A 15,394-nucleotide genomic window follows, 5' to 3' on the forward strand; every position below is an offset into this window, starting at 1 on the left:
GCCCTTCTTCACCATTTCCGGCTCGGACTTCGTCGAGATGTTCGTCGGCGTCGGCGCGAGCCGCGTGCGCGACATGTTCGAGCAGGCCAAGAAGAACGCGCCGTGCATCGTCTTCATCGACGAAATCGACGCGGTCGGCCGCCATCGCGGCGCCGGCCTCGGCAACGGCAACGACGAGCGCGAGCAGACCTTGAACCAGCTACTGGTCGAGATGGACGGCTTCGAGGCGAACGAGGGCATCATCATCATCGCCGCGACCAACCGCCCGGACGTGCTCGATCCGGCGTTGCTCCGCCCCGGCCGCTTCGACCGCCAGGTCGTCGTGCCGCGCCCCGACATCGAGGGCCGCGAGAAGATCCTCGCCGTCCACATGAAGAAGGTGCCGCTCGCCCCCGACGTCGATGCGCGCACGATCGCGCGCGGCACCCCGGGCTTCTCCGGCGCCGATCTCGCCAACCTCGTCAACGAGGCCGCCTTGCTCGCCGCACGCAGGGGCAAGCGCCTCGTCGCGATGCTCGAGTTCGAGGAAGCCAAGGACAAGGTCATGATGGGCGCCGAGCGCAAATCGATGGTCATGACCGAGGACGAGAAGAAAGCGACCGCCTATCACGAGGCCGGCCACGCATTGGTCTCGCTCCACGTCCCGGGCTGCGATCCGCTCCACAAGGTGACGATCATCCCGCGCGGCCGCGCGCTGGGCGTCACCTGGAACCTGCCCGAGCGCGACCGCTACTCGATGTCGATGAAGCAGATGAAGGCACGGCTCGCCTTGTGCTTCGGCGGCCGCATCGCCGAGCAGCTGATCTACGGCGAGGACGCGCTCAACACCGGCGCGTCGAACGACATCCAGCAGGCCACCGACATGGCCCGCTCGATGGTGATGGAATATGGCATGAGCGAGAAGCTCGGCTGGCTGCGCTACCGCGACAATCAGGAAGAGGTGTTCCTCGGCCACAGCGTCTCGCGTGCGCAGAATGTCTCGGAAGAGACCGCCCAGCTGATCGACCAGGAGATCCGTCGCCTGATCGAGGAAGCCGAGGCGGCCGCGCGCAACGTGCTGACCGATAACCTCGACCAACTCCATCGCCTGGCCGGCGCGTTGCTCGAATATGAGACCCTGAACGGCGAGGAAGCCAAACGGATCATCGTCGGCGAGGACATCGACCGCCAGGATCCAAGTTCGGCGCGGCCGGTCCTGCCGGTCGCCGGCTCGTCAATCCCGAGCACGCGCAAACCGCGCGGCGGCATCGGAGGTCCGGCGCCGCAAGGGGCCTAGACGGCCCGCAGGCCAAGCCATTGTGATCTGATGAAGGCGCGCAGCTTCGGCGGCGCGCCTTTTTCGTATCATCCGAGCGTGACGAAGGCCGACCGCGCGAGCAGCCGCGCTGGCGTAGACCAAACTGGGTTTGCGCTCGAGACAATGCTATCGCCGCGGCCATGAAGCGGATCGGCCTGTTCGGGGGCTCTTTCAATCCGGCGCACCGGGGCCATCGGCGGATGAGCATCCATGCCGCGCGCCGGCTCGACCTCGACGAAATCTGGTGGCTGGTGTCGCCAGGCAATCCGCTCAAGGACCCTACGCATATGGCGCCGCTCGGCGCCCGCTTCGCCTCGGCGCGGCGCGCGGCGCGGCGGCTGCCGATCCGCGTGACGGCGCTCGAACGGCAGCTCGGCAGCCCCTATACGATCGACACGTTGCGCTCGCTCCGCCGCCGCTTCCCCCGGGCGCGCTTCATCTGGCTGATGGGCGCCGACAACCTCGCCCAGTTCCACCGCTGGCGCGACTGGCGAAAAATTGCCGCACTGGTACCGATTGCGGTGATGGCGCGTCCGGGATATGATGGCCCTGCCCATGCGGCGCGCGCGATGGGCTGGCTGCGGCGCTTCGTCCGCCCCGCAGGTCAGGCGGCGCAGTGGACGAGATGGAGATTGCCGGCACTCGTGCACCTCAAGCTGCCGCCCGATCCGACATCCTCGACCGCGTTGCGCGCGTCCGACCCGCACTGGCACCTATCGCCGCATCTTTCGTTCAACCGCAAAGGCTCCCGCGACGGCGTAACGCGGCGGCCATTGGCATAAGGAGGCAATTTGCCCGCACCCTCACCGGCTCCGCCCGAAGGCGGAGACTCCGACCAGGTCGAAGCGCTGCATGAACTCGTGCTTCGCTCGCTCGACGACGATCAGGCCGTCGACGTCGTCTCGATCCCGCTGACCGGCAAGTCGAACATCGCCGATTACATGGTGATCGCCAGCGGCCGCTCGACTCGGCAGGTCGCCTCGATGGCGCAAAAGCTCACCGAACGGATCAAGCAGGAGCTTCACCGCAACGTGCGCGTCGAAGGCCTGCCGGTCGCCGATTGGGTGCTGATCGATGCCGAGGACGTGATCGTCCATCTCTTCCGCCCGGAAGTGCGCACCTTCTACAATCTCGAGCGCATGTGGGCGTTCGAGGGCGAAGCTGCCGCAGTGCCGGCCGGCGGCGGGGCATGATCCGGCCGGACGGCGCCGATCTTCCGCGCCGCCGACGTACGGACTAGCCTTGCTCCTCCACATCGTCGCCCGGGGCCGCATCGGACGCGGCCCGGAGGCGGAGCTGGTCGAGCGCTATCTCAAGCGCATCTCCTGGCCGACCAGGATCACCGAGCTCCCCGAACGCGGCGGCAAGCTCCCTCCCCCCGCCGAAAATAGCGTCACCATCCTGCTCGACGAGAAAGGCGAGCAATTGGGATCGCTCGCGTTCGCCGGCAAGCTCGAGCAATGGCGCGACACCGGCCGCCGCGAGGCACGCTTCCTGATCGGCGGCGCCGACGGTTTCGACGATGCGGCGCGCAACGCGGCGGACCTGCTGCTCGCGTTCGGCAAGGCGACCTGGCCGCATCTGCTCGCACGCGCGATGCTCGCCGAGCAGCTCTGGCGGGCGACGAGCATCATTGCCAACCACCCCTATCATCGTGAAGGATAGGCCATGGTCCGGCGCCTGATCCTTGCTGCATTCGCCACTGCGGCGATCACCGCGATCACGGCGAGCGCCGCGCAGACCGGGGGCAGCGAGGTCAAGACGCTCGCGGTCGCCAAGCGAGAGGCCGATCAGGCGAATTTCCGCTCGCAGCAGCTCGAGCGCCAGGCAGCCAAGGCCACCGGCGAGGCGGCACGCGCCCGCGCCGACGCCGCGCTGCTTGCCGCCCGCATCGAAGCCGCCGAAGCGGCGATCACGACCGCCGAGACGCGCATGCGCATCATTGAGGCGTTGCGCGCGCGGCAGCGCGCCCGGCTCGCCGAGCGGCAGGAGCCGGTCGTCCGCCTGACCGCCGCGCTCGAGACAATGGCGCGCCGCCCGCCCGCGCTGGCATTGGTCCAGCCCGGGTCGCTCCAGGATCTCGTCCATGTCCGCGCCCTGCTCGCCTCGACCTTGCCGGTGATCCGCGAACGCACCGCCGCGCTGCGTGAGGAGGTCGAGGCCGGCAACGTGCTGCGCGAGCAGGCCGACCGGGCGGTAGCGTCGCTCGTTTCGAGCCGCGAGGAGCTCAAGCGTCGGCGCATCCAGCTCGCAAGCTTCGAGCGCGAGCAGCGTCAGCGCTCGGAAAGCTTCGCCGAATCCGCATTGTGGGAATCGGACCGCGCGCTTGCGCTCGGCGAGGAGGTGCGCGCGCTCAGCGCCGAAATGGGCACGCTCGACTATCAGGCGCGCCTGCGCCAGCGTCTTGCCGCCTTGCCCGGCCCGTCGATCCGCCCTGCCCTGCCCGGCGAAGCGCCGGCCGAGAGAGTCGCGCCCGCGCGGCCGCGCTACATCATTCCGGTCGAGGGGCGTCTGGTCACCGGCATGGGCGAGATTTCTGACGCGGGCGTGCATGCGCGTGGGCTTACCTTCCGCGCGCGCCGCGGTGCTCCGATCGTCGCCCCCGCTGCTGGGCGGGTCGTCTATGCTGGGCGGTTCAGGAGCTACGGCAATATCGTGATCATCGATCATGGCGCCGGCTGGACCAGCGCGATCACCGACATCGGCACGTTGAGCGTGCGCGCCGGCGACAAGGTCAAGATGCGCAGCCCGCTCGGCGCCTCCGCCGATCGCGCACTGGTGACGGTCGAATTGCGCCGCGGCGGCCAGCCGATCCCGATCGCCCCCTTGCTGTCGATCGGGTAAGAAATTACTTCAGATTCAAGCGCTCCCCGCCACCGCCCGCACGCCCGTTAAGCGTGCGTTGTTTTCGACGCGCTAGTTATGGGCTAAAAGGCGCGCAAATGCTGAACAGCAGGATATTTCATGGCCAATAATCTTCTCCGCTCGATCGGCTTGGTCAGTGCGATCGCGCTCGTTCCCGCCGCCACCGCGGCGTTCGCCACGGCCGACGTCGACACCTATCGCGAGCTCGACCAGTTCATGAGCGTCTTCGAGCGCGTTCGCGCCGAATATGTCGAGCAGGTCGACGACAAGACTTTGCTGCGCGGCGCGATCGACGGCATGCTCGCCAGCCTCGACCCGCATTCCAATTACCTCGACGAAAAAGGCTTTCAGAGCCTGATGACGCAGACCGACGGCGAATATGGCGGCCTCGGCCTCAACGTCACGATGGAGGACGGCGCGGTCAAGGTCATCGCCGCTACCGAGGACACGCCCGCCCAGCGCGCCGGCATCAAGGCCGGCGATTACATCACCCATATCGACGGCAAGCTGATCTACGGCGGCACGCTCGACGAGGCGGTCGACCAGATGCGCGGCTCCCCCGGTACGGCGATCAAGATCACGATCGTCCGGCCCGGACGCGACAAGCCGTTCGACGTGCCGATCACCCGCGCGATCATCTCGCTCCCCGCCGTCAAATGGGAGATCAAGGAGCGGGTCGGCATCCTCAACGTCAACAGTTTCAACAAGACCACCACCGACGCGACCCTCGCCGCGATGATGGCGATCGAGAAATCGCTCGGCGGGCCGCCGCTCGGCTATGTGCTCGATCTGCGCTCCAATCCGGGCGGGCTGCTCGACCAGGCGATCGACCTCTCCGACGCCTTCCTCCAGCAAGGCGAGATCGTGTCGCAGCGCGGCCGGCAGAAGGGCGATATCAAGCGTTATTATGCCAAGCCCGGCGACGCGGCACGCGGGCTGCCGGTGATCGTGCTGGTCGACGCGGGCAGCGCTTCGGCGTCGGAGATCGTCGCCGGTGCGTTGCAGGACCATCATCGCGGGCTGGTGATGGGCGAACGCACGTTCGGCAAGGGATCTGTCCAGACATTGCTGCCGCTGACGCAGAGCACCGCGCTGCGGCTGACGACGGCGCGTTATTACACGCCCTCGGGCCGCTCGGTGCAGGAAGGCGGCATCGCGCCCGACATCGTCGTCCCGCAGCTGTCCGACGCCGATTACCGCAAGCGCCCGAAGTTCCGCGAGGCCGATCTTCGCCGCCACCTGATCAACGAGCTCAAGGTCGACGATTCGGTGGTGGAGGACGACGGCAAGCCCGATCCGCGCTTCGCCGCGACCGCCGAGGAATTGAAGAAGAAGGGAGTCGAGGACTTCCAGCTTCAATATGCGGTGCAGACCATTTCGCGCCTCGGAAAGGTCCAGACCGCGGCGGCGGCACCCGCGCGCAAGGTCGGCGCGCGCTGACCGGCGCGGCCGCGTGAGCGACATCGGCATCGGCGTCGGCACCAAAGCCGATGCCAACATCGGCTGGGCCCGCGGCCTCGCTTTGGCGGTGCCCGCGCTGCTGCTCGCGGGCGCGCTGGGCTCGCAATATATCGGCGGGCTCTACCCGTGCGAGATGTGCCATTGGCAACGCTGGGGCCATTATGCGGCGCTCGGCTTCGCGCTCGCGTCGGTCGCGTTGCGGGGCAGTCCCGCGATCGCACGCGCTTTGCTGTGGCTGGCGGCGGCGGCGATCCTGTCGAGCGGCCTGATCGGCGCTTATCACGCCGGCGTCGAGGCGGGCGTGTTCGAGGGCATCACCCGCTGCACCACCCAGCCGGGCGGAAGCTCGAACGCCGATTTTCTTGCCGACATCATGGCGACTCCTTTGATCCGCTGCGATCAGGTACAATGGTCGTTCCTTGGCGTTTCGATGGCCGGATGGAACGCCATCCTCTCGATCGGGTTCGGACTGATGATCTTATGGCTGCTGTTCCCCCGCCGCCGCGCGACGGCATGACCAACCCGCCCGACGCGCGGGCTGCCGACCCGCGTCCCGCCGCCGCGCAGGCCCCGAGCTGGCGCCCAGGCGATGCACGAGCGGACGTGCCGGCGATGCTGAGAGTCGACCAGGCCGGCGAATATGGCGCGACCCGCATCTATGCCGGCCAGATGGCGGTGCTCGGCGACCGCCACCCCGCCGCGCGCGTGATCGCGCGCATGGCGACGCAGGAGCGGCGCCACCTCGATATCTTCGACAAGATGATCGCCGACCGCGCGGTCCGCCCCACCCTGCTCCAGCCGGTCTGGAACGTCGCCGGCCACGCGCTCGGCGCGGTCACCGCGCTGATGAGCCCGCGCGCGGCGATGGCCTGCACCGCCGCAGTCGAGACCGAGATCGACAAACATTATCGCGAACAGCTTGCCGCGCTGGGCGGCGACGATCCGGATCTCGCCGCCACGATCAGCGAGTTTCGCGGCGAGGAGCTCGAGCATCGCGACACCGCGATCGCCGCCGGCGCCGAGCAAGTCCCCGGCTATCCCGTCCTTTCCGCCTTCATCCGCGCCGGATGCCGCGCGGCCATCGCGCTCTCCAAGAGGATCTGACCATGCGCCATTTCGTTTCGATCGCCGCCTTGATCCCGCTCGCCGTCTTTTCCGCGGCGGCGCTGGCCCAACCTGCCCAGCCGGCCCAGCCCGCCCAGACCGCCGGCGGCGCGATGGCCGACGACGTCAAGGTCAACCAGCTGATCGTCTACGGCGAGGACAAATGCCCGGTCAGCGCCGGCGACGAGATCACGGTCTGCGCGCGCCGCCCCGAGAGCGACCGCTACCGCATCCCCGAGCCGTTGCGCGACGATCCCGACGCTCCGGCGAACGAGGCGTGGACCAACCGTGCCGAAGCGCTCGAATATGTCGGCCGCACCGGCATCGGCAGCTGCACCCCGGTCGGCCCCGGCGGCGGCATCGGCTGTTATCAGCAGCTCATCCGCCAGGCGCGCGCGGAACGCGAGAGCGGCGACGACGTCAACTGGCAGCGGCTGGTCGAGGAAGCGCGCCAGGAACGGCTCAGCCGCATCGACGCCGAGGCCAAAGCAGTCCAGGACCAGATCGACCAGAACAGCCGGCCCTGACCTGCGACTTCTTAGACGGGGACCGCTCCGCTGCGCACGCGGTGCGGCTGGCGCGATGAATCGTCTTCGCGCAGATTGACCTCCGCCACCTGATTGCCGCTCTCGGTCGACCAGGTCTTGTGCCGTTCCCAAACGCTCGGGTCGTGCCCCGGTATGATCCGGCTGGTCTGTTTCTTCAGCACGTTGCGCATGCGGACATAGGTGTGGATCTGCTGGAAAGCATTGCCCTGGTTATAGCCGGGCGGCCACATGCGCTCGACGTTCGAATACCAATAGACCGCGTCGCCCGCGACCACGAACGGTCCGTTGCGCGTCTGGACCAGGAACCATTGGGTGCCGAACGTGTGTGAATCCTTCGCGAGCACCGCGGTGATCCCCGGCAGCACCTCCTCGTCGCCGCGGATGAACTTCACGCGGCCTTCGGAAACCCCTTGCGCTGCGCGGATGAGATCTTCCGGATCGAAGGACGAGAAGATCCACGCTTTCTCCTCCTCGGTCTCCATCTGGTGCGCGAGGCATACCGCCTCAGACCAGCCGAGATATTCGTCGAGCTGGATGTAGAGCTTGGCGTTGGGGAACGCCTCGAAATTGCCCATGTGGTCGAAGTGCATGTGGGTGACGAGGATCACGTCGACATCCTCGGGCTTGAAGCCGACCTTGGCCAGCACGTCGACCGGATCCTCCCAGCCGCTGAACGCGTAACGGTTGAGCCACTCGCCCTTGCGGAAGCCGCAGTCGACCAGGGCGACATGCTGCTTGCCGCCGACTTCGCCGCCGACGACCAAGGTGTAGATCATCGGGATCTTCACGATGCCGGCATTGCTGAAGATGCCCGATCCGCCGAAGAAATCATGCGGCATGTCGGCCTGGCAATAAGCAAGCGGCCAGATCGAATAATCGGTGTCCCGCTGCGGCGCGATGCCGAGGATCTTTGTGCTCATGCTGGCAATCCCCTAGAAATTGTACCGCGTGCCGAGCTGGAAGAACCTGGGAGGACGGTAAGAGACCTCGTTGCAGCCGCAGAAAGTGGCGATGTCGAAGCCTTGGACGCCGGCCCGGACGTCGGTGATGTTACGGACGCGCAAGCTCAGCTCCCAATTGTCGTTGCGCCAGCTGGCGGCGGCGTTGACCATCAGGGTCTCGCCATATTTGTCGGCGTCGAAGTTGCGCAGGTTGTAATAGAAGGACGACGTATATTGAGCGTCGGCGCCGATCGACAGCTTGCCGCCCATCGCATCCCATTCGTAGCGCAGCACCGCAGATGCCTGGACGGAGGGGGCGTAGACCGGTTCCACGTCGCGGCTGATCGGACCGCCGACCCGAAACGGCACGTCCTTCACCTTGGCATCGAACCACGAGAAGTTGAGGCCGGCGTCCAGGCCGGTGATCGGCGACGTGAACAGGCTGGCCTCGGCGCCGTAGGTGCGGGCGTCGGCATTGATGATGACGCCAGCGACGCCGGTGAACAGGAACGCCTGATAATCCTTATAGTCGTAATAGAAAGCCGCCGCGTTGAACCGCGTCCGGTTGTCGGGGAAGGTGTATTTGAAACCACCCTCGACGCTGACCAATATCTCTTCCTTGTAAGGCACGGCGCTTGCGGGAATGGGAAGGCCGCCCGCCAGCTGGGCGTTGAAATTGCCGGCCTTCACGCCGCGGTTGACGCCCGCGTAGAGCAGCAGATCGTCGTTGGGCTCATATTCGATCTGGACCTTGCCCGCCCATAATGTCTTGCCGGTCTTGTCGGCGAAGGGCAGCGGCCCGCTGGGACCGAAATCGGGCCCAATGACGATCGGCGAGCCGTCCTGCGCCCGCCGTGAATCGGTCGTGAAGTAGATCCCCTGCAGGAAGTCGTAATCCTTCTTCTCGCGGATCACGCGGCCGCCGACGATCAGCGTCCACTGGTCGCTGAAATGCCAGTCGACCTGCCCGAACGCCGAATAGGAATTGGTCTTGAGATGGGCATCGGTGCCGAGATCGAACGGCGAGCCCGGGACGATGCTGCCGAGCGGGAACTTCAGGCCGTTGATCGAATGGTTCTTGATGTGCAGATAATAGAGACCTGCGACCCAATCGAACGCAGGGGTCTGGCCCGCCACCCGCAGTTCCTGGGTGATCGTGTCCGCGTTGACCCCCGAATAATTGACGGCCTGGTTCCCGGGACCGGAATCGACGTCGAGAAACAGCAATTTGTAGAAATGCTTGAAGTCGGAGATCGAGGTCAGCGTCACATCGTCCGAGAGCTCGAACTCGGCATTGAGATTGACGCCGAAGGTGCGGACCCGGTTGTGGTTCTTGAACGCGAAGTCGCTCGACGTTCGCAAATCCGAGCCGTCGGGATCGATATAGCCGAAAAAGTCGCCGCCCGGCACCGGCCGTCCGAAGAAGTCGCCGAACACGCCGTCGTTGTTGACGTCCGATCCCAGGTCCTGGCCGTTGCTGCCGATCGAGGCGCGCGTTTCGGTCGGCGCGACGTCGATCACGTTGATCAGCTCGCCACTGGCGTCGAACACGCCGATCGTCGGTTTCTGCTGGTAGGGCGCGGTTGAAAGCACGCTGCGCGCGGCGTTGACCGACAGCCTGAACGAGGCCTTGTCGCTCGGTTCGAGGAGCAGGGTCCCGCGTCCCGCGAGCGTGTCGTCGTCGCCGAGATTGGCTCCGGCGTCGGGCCCGGGCGATCCGCCGACCGCGCCGGCCGGATATTCGTTGCGGAGCAGAGGCTGCCGCAGGTTCCACAGGCCGGCCACGCGCAGCGCCATCTTCTCGCCGAGCGGCAGGCTCAGGGCTGCCTCGCCGTGGAAGTCGCCCGGCGTGTCTTCGGAATCGTACAGGCCGTAGTTGAGGTCGATATAGCCTTCGATGGCATCGAGGTTCGGCTTCCTGGAAATGTAGTGGACGAGGCCGCCCGTCGCGTTCCGCCCGAACAAGGTGCCCTGCGGGCCCTTGAGCACCTCGACGCGCTCGATGTCGAACAGAGCGAACGTCTGCCCCTGCGCGACCGCGATATAGCCTTCGTCGAGGTAGACGGCGTTCGGCGCCTCGCCGATGTCGTTGAAATCGTTCTGGGTCACGCCGCGGATCGTATAATTGCTGTTCTGACCGGCGGCCGCGCCTGCGGTATGCACGCCGGGCGCGATGGCAGCCAGATCGCGCGAGTCGGTGACGTTGAGCGCGCGCAGCTGCTCCCCCGAATAAGCCGTGATCGAGATGCCGACGTCCTGGATATTCTGCTCGCGCTTCTGCGCGGTGACGACGATCTCCTGCGACAGATCGGATTGCGCGAAGACCGGAGCGGCGAGCGACGCCGCGATGATGGCAGCGAACGTTATCGGCGTGCTCGTATAGACTTTCATCGTCTTTTCCCCCTGAACATTGCGCCGAGCCGCGACGACCTAGATCTCCTCCGCCGCAACCAGCGCGTACCGCCCGACCTCTCGTGGATATTTTTTTGGGCAGCCTGCCGTGTAATAACGCACACATATCTCACATATTGAGATTATCATCGCGTATGTTATGATGTTCCTATCTCGGCGCGCCCTTGTCAAGAGTTCGCTCTCGCAGCAATCGGAGGCGGGCATTGGACATCCGAGATCGCTCGCCCGCCCAAGCCGCCGCTTGGCCTCGCCGGTGCCGCATCGCTAAGGCGCGCGGAAGCGCGAGCATGAAGGAGTTGCAGTCATTCGCGGACCGGTACTGACGCCGAAGAACAGCTCGGTCGTGAAGGCATTCACGATCCTGCGGGCGCTCGCCGCGAGCGGCCGCGATATGACGGCCACCGAGGTCGCGAATGCGGTCGGCAGCAATCTCGCCACCGTCCATCGCTTCCTGCTGACCCTGGAGGGCGAAGGGGTCGTCAGCCGCACTCAGGCGGGCCGCTTCCACCTCGGCCATGCGCTTGCCGAGCTGGGCGGCAGGGTCGAAGGCGATGCGTTGCTGATCGACGCCGCGCAGCCCCATCTCGAGGCCTTGGCGATGGAGTTCCGCGAGGGAGTCCATTGCGTCGCCCGCAGCGGCAATCAGGCGATCAATGCGGCACACGCGCAGCCCGATCGGTCGCTGGTGATCAGCCATGCGGTCGGCGAGCCCTTCCCGCTTCACTGCACGGCGGCCGGAAAGGTGTTCCTGGCATCGATGTCGTCGGCCAACCGCCGCTCGTTCCTCTCGAAGCTCGATCTGACGCGCTTCACGGCAGCGACGATCACCGATCCCGCCACGCTGGAACGCGAGCTCGCAACGGTCGCGCACCAGGGCTATGCGGTCGAGAACGAGGAGTGGGAGGAGGGACTGATTTCGGTCGCCGCGCCGCTCCACAACGCCAAGGGCGCGGTCGTCGCGGCGATCGCCTTGTCGGCCCCTGGCTCGCGGTTCGGCGACGATATGCGCAGCCGCGCCGTGCAGGCGATCACGGCGCGGGTTGCCGAGGTCGAGCGGTCGCTGTTCACCGAATCGCGCGTCTTCCCGTCGCGAGCGCGCCCGCGAGGAAGCTTTCCGCACCTCAAGCGGGTCGGTGACTTCGTGTTCGTCTCCGGCACCAGCGCGCGTCTGCCCGATGACAGCTTCGAGGGCGTCACCGTGGCAGCCGATGGCTCGGTGACGATCGATATCCGCAAGCAGGCGCAGTTCGTCTTCGAAGCGGTCGAGGGGATGCTGCGCAGCGTCGGCTACGATCTGACCGATCTGGTCGACGTCCAGGCCTATCTGCTCGACATGGCCGATTATGGCGCCTTCAATGAAGTCTATGCGCGTTATTTCCCGCCGGATGGGCCGACGCGAACGACCGTCGCGGTGCGCGAGCTGCCGCACCCGCATCAGGCGCTGATGGTGCGTGCAGTCGCTTTCAATCCGAGGGCCCATTTCGAGCCCGAGCGCGACTAGAGGGGGTTTTCCTGCAGATTGACGAACCGGACCCGCCCGACTACGATCTTCATTACAGAGTAATGTATCTCACTATGTGAGATTCCTCTCGCTGGAGAAGCGCCATGAGCGAAGGCAAGATCGTCGCAGGCTTTGTTGCTCCCCACCCCCCGCACCTCGTCTACGCCGAAAATCCGCCGCAGAACGAACCTCGTGCCGAGGGTGGCTGGGAGCCTTTGCGGTGGGCCTATGAGAAGGCGCGCAAGAGCATCGAGGAGCTCAAGCCGGACGTGCTGCTCGTCCACTCGCCACATTGGCAGACATTGGTCGGCCATCATTTCCTCGGCGTCCGGCGGCTCACCGGAAAATCGGTCGATCCGATCTTCCCCAATCTCTTCCGCTACAAATTCGACCTCGACGTCGATGTCGATCTCGCGGAGGCTTGCTGTGCGGAGGCGCAGGCGCTGGGGCTGACCGCCAAGATGATGCGCAACCCCAATTTCCGGGTCGATTACGGGACGATCACGACCCTGCACATGATCCGGCCGCAGTGGGACATCCCGGTCGTCGGGCTGTCCGCCAACAACTCGCCTTATTACCTCACGCTCGAAAAGGGCGTCGAGGAAATGGAGAAGCTCGGCGAGGCGACCCGCCGCGCGATCGAGAAGAGCGGCAAGCGGGCGGTGCTGTTGTGCTCGAACACATTCTCGCACTACCATTTCCAGGAAGAGCCCGAAATTCCCGAGGATATGAGCCGCGAGCATCCGCAGAACTACAAGGGATATAAGTGGGACATGCGGATGATCGAGCTGATGCGCCGCGGCGAAATCCATGAGGTGATGCGGCTGTTTCCCGAGTGGGTCGAGGAGGCGTTCGCCGAAGTGAAGTCGGGCGCGTTCCCGTGGATGATCTCGGCGATGGGCTATCCGACCATCCCGGCCGAGCTCTACGGCTACGGCACCGTGATCGGCACGGGCAATGCGGTGATGGAGTGGCGGCTGGCCGCGTGACCGCCGGACCGCCGGACCGGCTGTTGTTCTCTCGCTCCGCCTTGCCTTCTCAAGTCTAGGGACCGATCGATGCCGATAGTTTCCGCCTTCCTGGTGCCCGGCAATCCGCTGCCTTTGCTCAAGGACGACAACCCTCCCTGGGCCGGCCTCGCCAAGGCAGCGCGTGCGGCCGGATCGGCGCTGATCGAGTCGCGGCCGGACGTGCTGCTGATCTACTCGACGCAGTGGATCGCGGTGCTCGACGAGCTCTGGCAGACACGCCCCCACAGCACCGGCATCCACGTCGACGAGAATTGGTACGAATATGGGGACCTGCAGATGAATCTGCGGGCCGATACCGCGCTCGCCCAATCCTGCATCACCGCCGCGACCGACGCCGGCATCCGCTCGCGCGCGGTCGATTACGACGGCTTCCCGATCGACACCGGCACCATCGTCGCCAACAGCTTTCTCAATCCGGACGGGCGCATTCCGGCGGTGGTGGCGGCGAACAACCTCTATCACGACTTCGCCAAGACCGAGGCGTTGGGGCGGATCGCGGCTGAACAAGCCGAGCTGCAGGGCAAGCGCGCGGCGGTGATCGCGGTCGGCGGGTTATCCGGCAGCTATTTCGACCATGAGATCGACATCGCGACCGATCATATCGTCTCCGACAAGGATGATGCCGCCAATCGCGCGTTGCTGGAGGCGCTCGCCGGCGGCAGCGCCAACGGCCTGCGCGATCGGATCGCCGACTTCGCGGGTGCGGCCAAGGGCGACATGCGCATGAAGCATCTCGGATGGCTGCTTGGCGCCACCGGGGGGTTCACCGGCGCGAAGCTGCTCGGCTATGGCGCGACCTATGGCGCCGGCGCCGCCGTCGTCGAATTCCAGCTGTCCTGAGCTTATGCAATCGAAGATGACGACGGGAGCGACAATGGCGCGCGCGACGACCAGCAACCAGCCCAGCAAAGGGTCCAACGGCGGCGTCGTCGAAGGAAAGGCAAAGCCGCGCGGACGCTTCCCGCATTATCGCCGGGCCGGCGAGTTCGTCTATGTCTCGGGCACGAGCGCACGCCGGCCGGACAACAGCTTCGACGGCGCCACCGTCGATGAATTGGGGGTCACCACCCTCGACATTCGTGTCCAGACGCGCGCGGTGATCGAGAATATCCGCGACATATTGACCAGCGCCGGGCTCGGGCTTGCCGACTTGGTCGAGGTCGGCTGCTTCCTGGTCAACATGAACGACTTCGGCGGGTTCAATGAGGTCTGGGCCGAATATTTCGACGAGACCGGTCCGACGCGGACGACGGTCGCGGTGCACCAGCTTCCGCATCCTTTGCTGCTCGTAGAGATGAAGGCCGTCGCATTCGACCCGCACCGGCATGGGTGAACAGTCGCCGGACGACGTCATCCGCCGCTATCTTGCGGCGATGGAGGCCTGCGATCTGGATGGCGTGCTGGCCTGCTTCGCGGACGACGGCATGATCACCTCGCCAGTCTACGGACGGGTTCCGGTCCGTCCGTTCTACGAGCGGCTTTTCGCGGACACCCTCAGCGCCGAAGTCACGATCCATCATGTCTATCGGGCGACCGACGATCCCGGCCGGTGGGCGGCGCATTTCGCTTATCACTGGGACAGGCGCGACGGCCCGGCGGTGTCGACCGATCTCATCGACCTGTTCGAATTCGATAGCGCGGCGCCCCTGATCACCCACCTGCGGATCATATTCGACACGCCGGCTCGCCCCGCCTGACCTCATGAATGCCTGATCGGCGACGGGACCGGGTCGCGCGGGTCCACAGCCGGAACAAAGCGCCTTCCTCAGCCCTTTTATCGCGAAGCATCGATCGGGAGATTCGAGAAATGCAGCGCCGCCTGCTGTTCGCCGCCGCGCTCGCCGCGGCCTTGCCGGCACTGGGGACTCCCGCCGGCGCGCAGCCGGCTCCTCCCGGAGAGCGGATCGCGCAGGTCATCGTCTATGGCAACGATCCGTGCCCGACCGGCAAAGGCGGCGAGATCATCGTCTGCGCGCGCCGGCCGGAATCCGAACGCTACCGCATCCCGGAGAAAGTGCGCGGGGCCCCGCCGTCCCCGCAGAATGAAAGCTGGGCGGTGCGGGCCGAGGCGCTCGAGACGGTCGGCGCGACGGGCATCCAGAGCTGCTCGCCGGTCGGGCCGGGCGGCGCGACCGGGTGCCTCGAGCAATTGATCGCGCAGGCGCGGGCGGAACGCCGCGCCAATGCGCGCGACGCGCCCCCCGTACCCTGAAGGCCCCGTACCCTGAAGGCCC

At 66.1% G+C, this 15,394-nt stretch carries 17 protein-coding genes; 15 read left to right on the forward strand and 2 right to left on the reverse strand.

Annotated elements, in window-relative coordinates; translation table 11 throughout:
- The 9 genes from ftsH to V6M48_RS08795 all read left to right on the forward strand — a co-directional run.
- A partial coding sequence (gene ftsH, locus V6M48_RS08755) for an ATP-dependent zinc metalloprotease FtsH (RefSeq protein ID WP_332812157.1) occupies positions 1-1,276 on the forward strand: 1,276 nt, incomplete at its 5' end.
- 149 nt (positions 1,277-1,425) lie between these two features.
- Positions 1,426-2,079 carry a nicotinate-nucleotide adenylyltransferase gene (locus tag V6M48_RS08760; RefSeq protein WP_332812172.1) on the forward strand — a complete coding sequence of 218 codons (654 nt, stop codon included), beginning with the start codon at positions 1,426-1,428 and terminating at the stop codon, positions 2,077-2,079.
- Between the two features lie 9 nt (positions 2,080-2,088).
- Positions 2,089-2,490, forward strand: a complete 402-nt coding sequence (gene rsfS, locus V6M48_RS08765; protein ID WP_332812158.1) for a ribosome silencing factor — start codon at positions 2,089-2,091, stop codon at positions 2,488-2,490.
- A gap of 49 nt (positions 2,491-2,539) precedes the next feature.
- The gene (locus tag V6M48_RS08770; protein ID WP_332812159.1) at positions 2,540-2,962 is read left to right on the forward strand and encodes a 23S rRNA (pseudouridine(1915)-N(3))-methyltransferase RlmH; all 423 of its coding nucleotides are present in this window, start codon (positions 2,540-2,542) and stop codon (positions 2,960-2,962) included.
- A 3-nt stretch (positions 2,963-2,965) separates the two neighbouring features.
- Positions 2,966-4,141 carry a murein hydrolase activator EnvC family protein gene (locus tag V6M48_RS08775; protein ID WP_332812160.1) on the forward strand — a complete coding sequence of 392 codons (1,176 nt, stop codon included), beginning with the start codon at positions 2,966-2,968 and terminating at the stop codon, positions 4,139-4,141.
- A gap of 120 nt (positions 4,142-4,261) precedes the next feature.
- A complete protein-coding gene (locus V6M48_RS08780; RefSeq protein WP_332812161.1) occupies positions 4,262-5,602 on the forward strand; it encodes a S41 family peptidase in 1,341 nt (446 codons plus the stop codon).
- A gap of 13 nt (positions 5,603-5,615) precedes the next feature.
- Positions 5,616-6,140 (forward strand): disulfide bond formation protein B, encoded by a 525-nt coding sequence (locus tag V6M48_RS08785; protein WP_332812162.1) that lies wholly within the window; start codon positions 5,616-5,618, stop codon positions 6,138-6,140.
- 95 nt (positions 6,141-6,235) lie between these two features.
- Positions 6,236-6,727: a demethoxyubiquinone hydroxylase family protein gene (locus V6M48_RS08790; RefSeq protein WP_332812173.1), complete on the forward strand. Its 492-nt coding sequence runs from the start codon at positions 6,236-6,238 to the stop codon at positions 6,725-6,727.
- 2 nt (positions 6,728-6,729) lie between these two features.
- On the forward strand, positions 6,730-7,254 hold the full coding sequence (locus V6M48_RS08795; protein WP_332812163.1) for a hypothetical protein: 525 nt from the start codon (positions 6,730-6,732) through the stop codon (positions 7,252-7,254).
- 11 nt (positions 7,255-7,265) lie between these two features.
- Here V6M48_RS08795 and V6M48_RS08800 read toward each other — a convergent pair whose 3' ends face one another.
- Together V6M48_RS08800 and V6M48_RS08805 are read right to left on the reverse strand one after the other, a co-directional pair.
- Positions 7,266-8,195: an N-acyl homoserine lactonase family protein gene (locus V6M48_RS08800; protein WP_332812164.1), complete on the reverse strand. Its 930-nt coding sequence runs from the start codon at positions 8,193-8,195 to the stop codon at positions 7,266-7,268.
- 12 nt (positions 8,196-8,207) lie between these two features.
- Complete coding sequence (locus V6M48_RS08805; protein ID WP_332812165.1) at positions 8,208-10,607, reverse strand: TonB-dependent receptor; 2,400 nt, start codon at positions 10,605-10,607, stop codon at positions 8,208-8,210.
- Between the two features lie 364 nt (positions 10,608-10,971).
- Between V6M48_RS08805 and V6M48_RS08810 the strand changes: the two genes are divergently transcribed.
- The 6 genes from V6M48_RS08810 to V6M48_RS08835 all read left to right on the forward strand — a co-directional run bounded on the left by V6M48_RS08810 (position 10,972) and on the right by V6M48_RS08835 (position 15,372).
- The gene (locus V6M48_RS08810) at positions 10,972-12,129 is read left to right on the forward strand and encodes an IclR family transcriptional regulator domain-containing protein (protein WP_332812166.1); all 1,158 of its coding nucleotides are present in this window, start codon (positions 10,972-10,974) and stop codon (positions 12,127-12,129) included.
- Positions 12,130-12,233: 104 nt separating this feature from the next.
- Complete coding sequence (locus V6M48_RS08815; protein ID WP_332812167.1) at positions 12,234-13,118, forward strand: tRNA U-34 5-methylaminomethyl-2-thiouridine biosynthesis protein; 885 nt, start codon at positions 12,234-12,236, stop codon at positions 13,116-13,118.
- 69 nt (positions 13,119-13,187) lie between these two features.
- Positions 13,188-14,000 (forward strand): tRNA U-34 5-methylaminomethyl-2-thiouridine biosynthesis protein, encoded by an 813-nt coding sequence (locus tag V6M48_RS08820; protein WP_332812168.1) that lies wholly within the window; start codon positions 13,188-13,190, stop codon positions 13,998-14,000.
- A 34-nt stretch (positions 14,001-14,034) separates the two neighbouring features.
- Complete coding sequence (locus V6M48_RS08825) at positions 14,035-14,493, forward strand: RidA family protein (RefSeq protein WP_332812169.1); 459 nt, start codon at positions 14,035-14,037, stop codon at positions 14,491-14,493.
- Positions 14,486-14,857: a nuclear transport factor 2 family protein gene (locus V6M48_RS08830; protein WP_332812170.1), complete on the forward strand. Its 372-nt coding sequence runs from the start codon at positions 14,486-14,488 to the stop codon at positions 14,855-14,857. Before V6M48_RS08825 ends, V6M48_RS08830 begins: the two co-directional genes overlap by 8 nt.
- Before the next feature lie 110 nt (positions 14,858-14,967).
- Positions 14,968-15,372 (forward strand): hypothetical protein, encoded by a 405-nt coding sequence (locus tag V6M48_RS08835; protein WP_332812171.1) that lies wholly within the window; start codon positions 14,968-14,970, stop codon positions 15,370-15,372.
- Positions 15,373-15,394 lie beyond the last annotated feature (22 nt).

Origin of the sequence: Sphingomonas sp. (genome assembly GCF_036677245.1) — a bacterium.
GTDB lineage: Bacteria > Pseudomonadota > Alphaproteobacteria > Sphingomonadales > Sphingomonadaceae > Allosphingosinicella.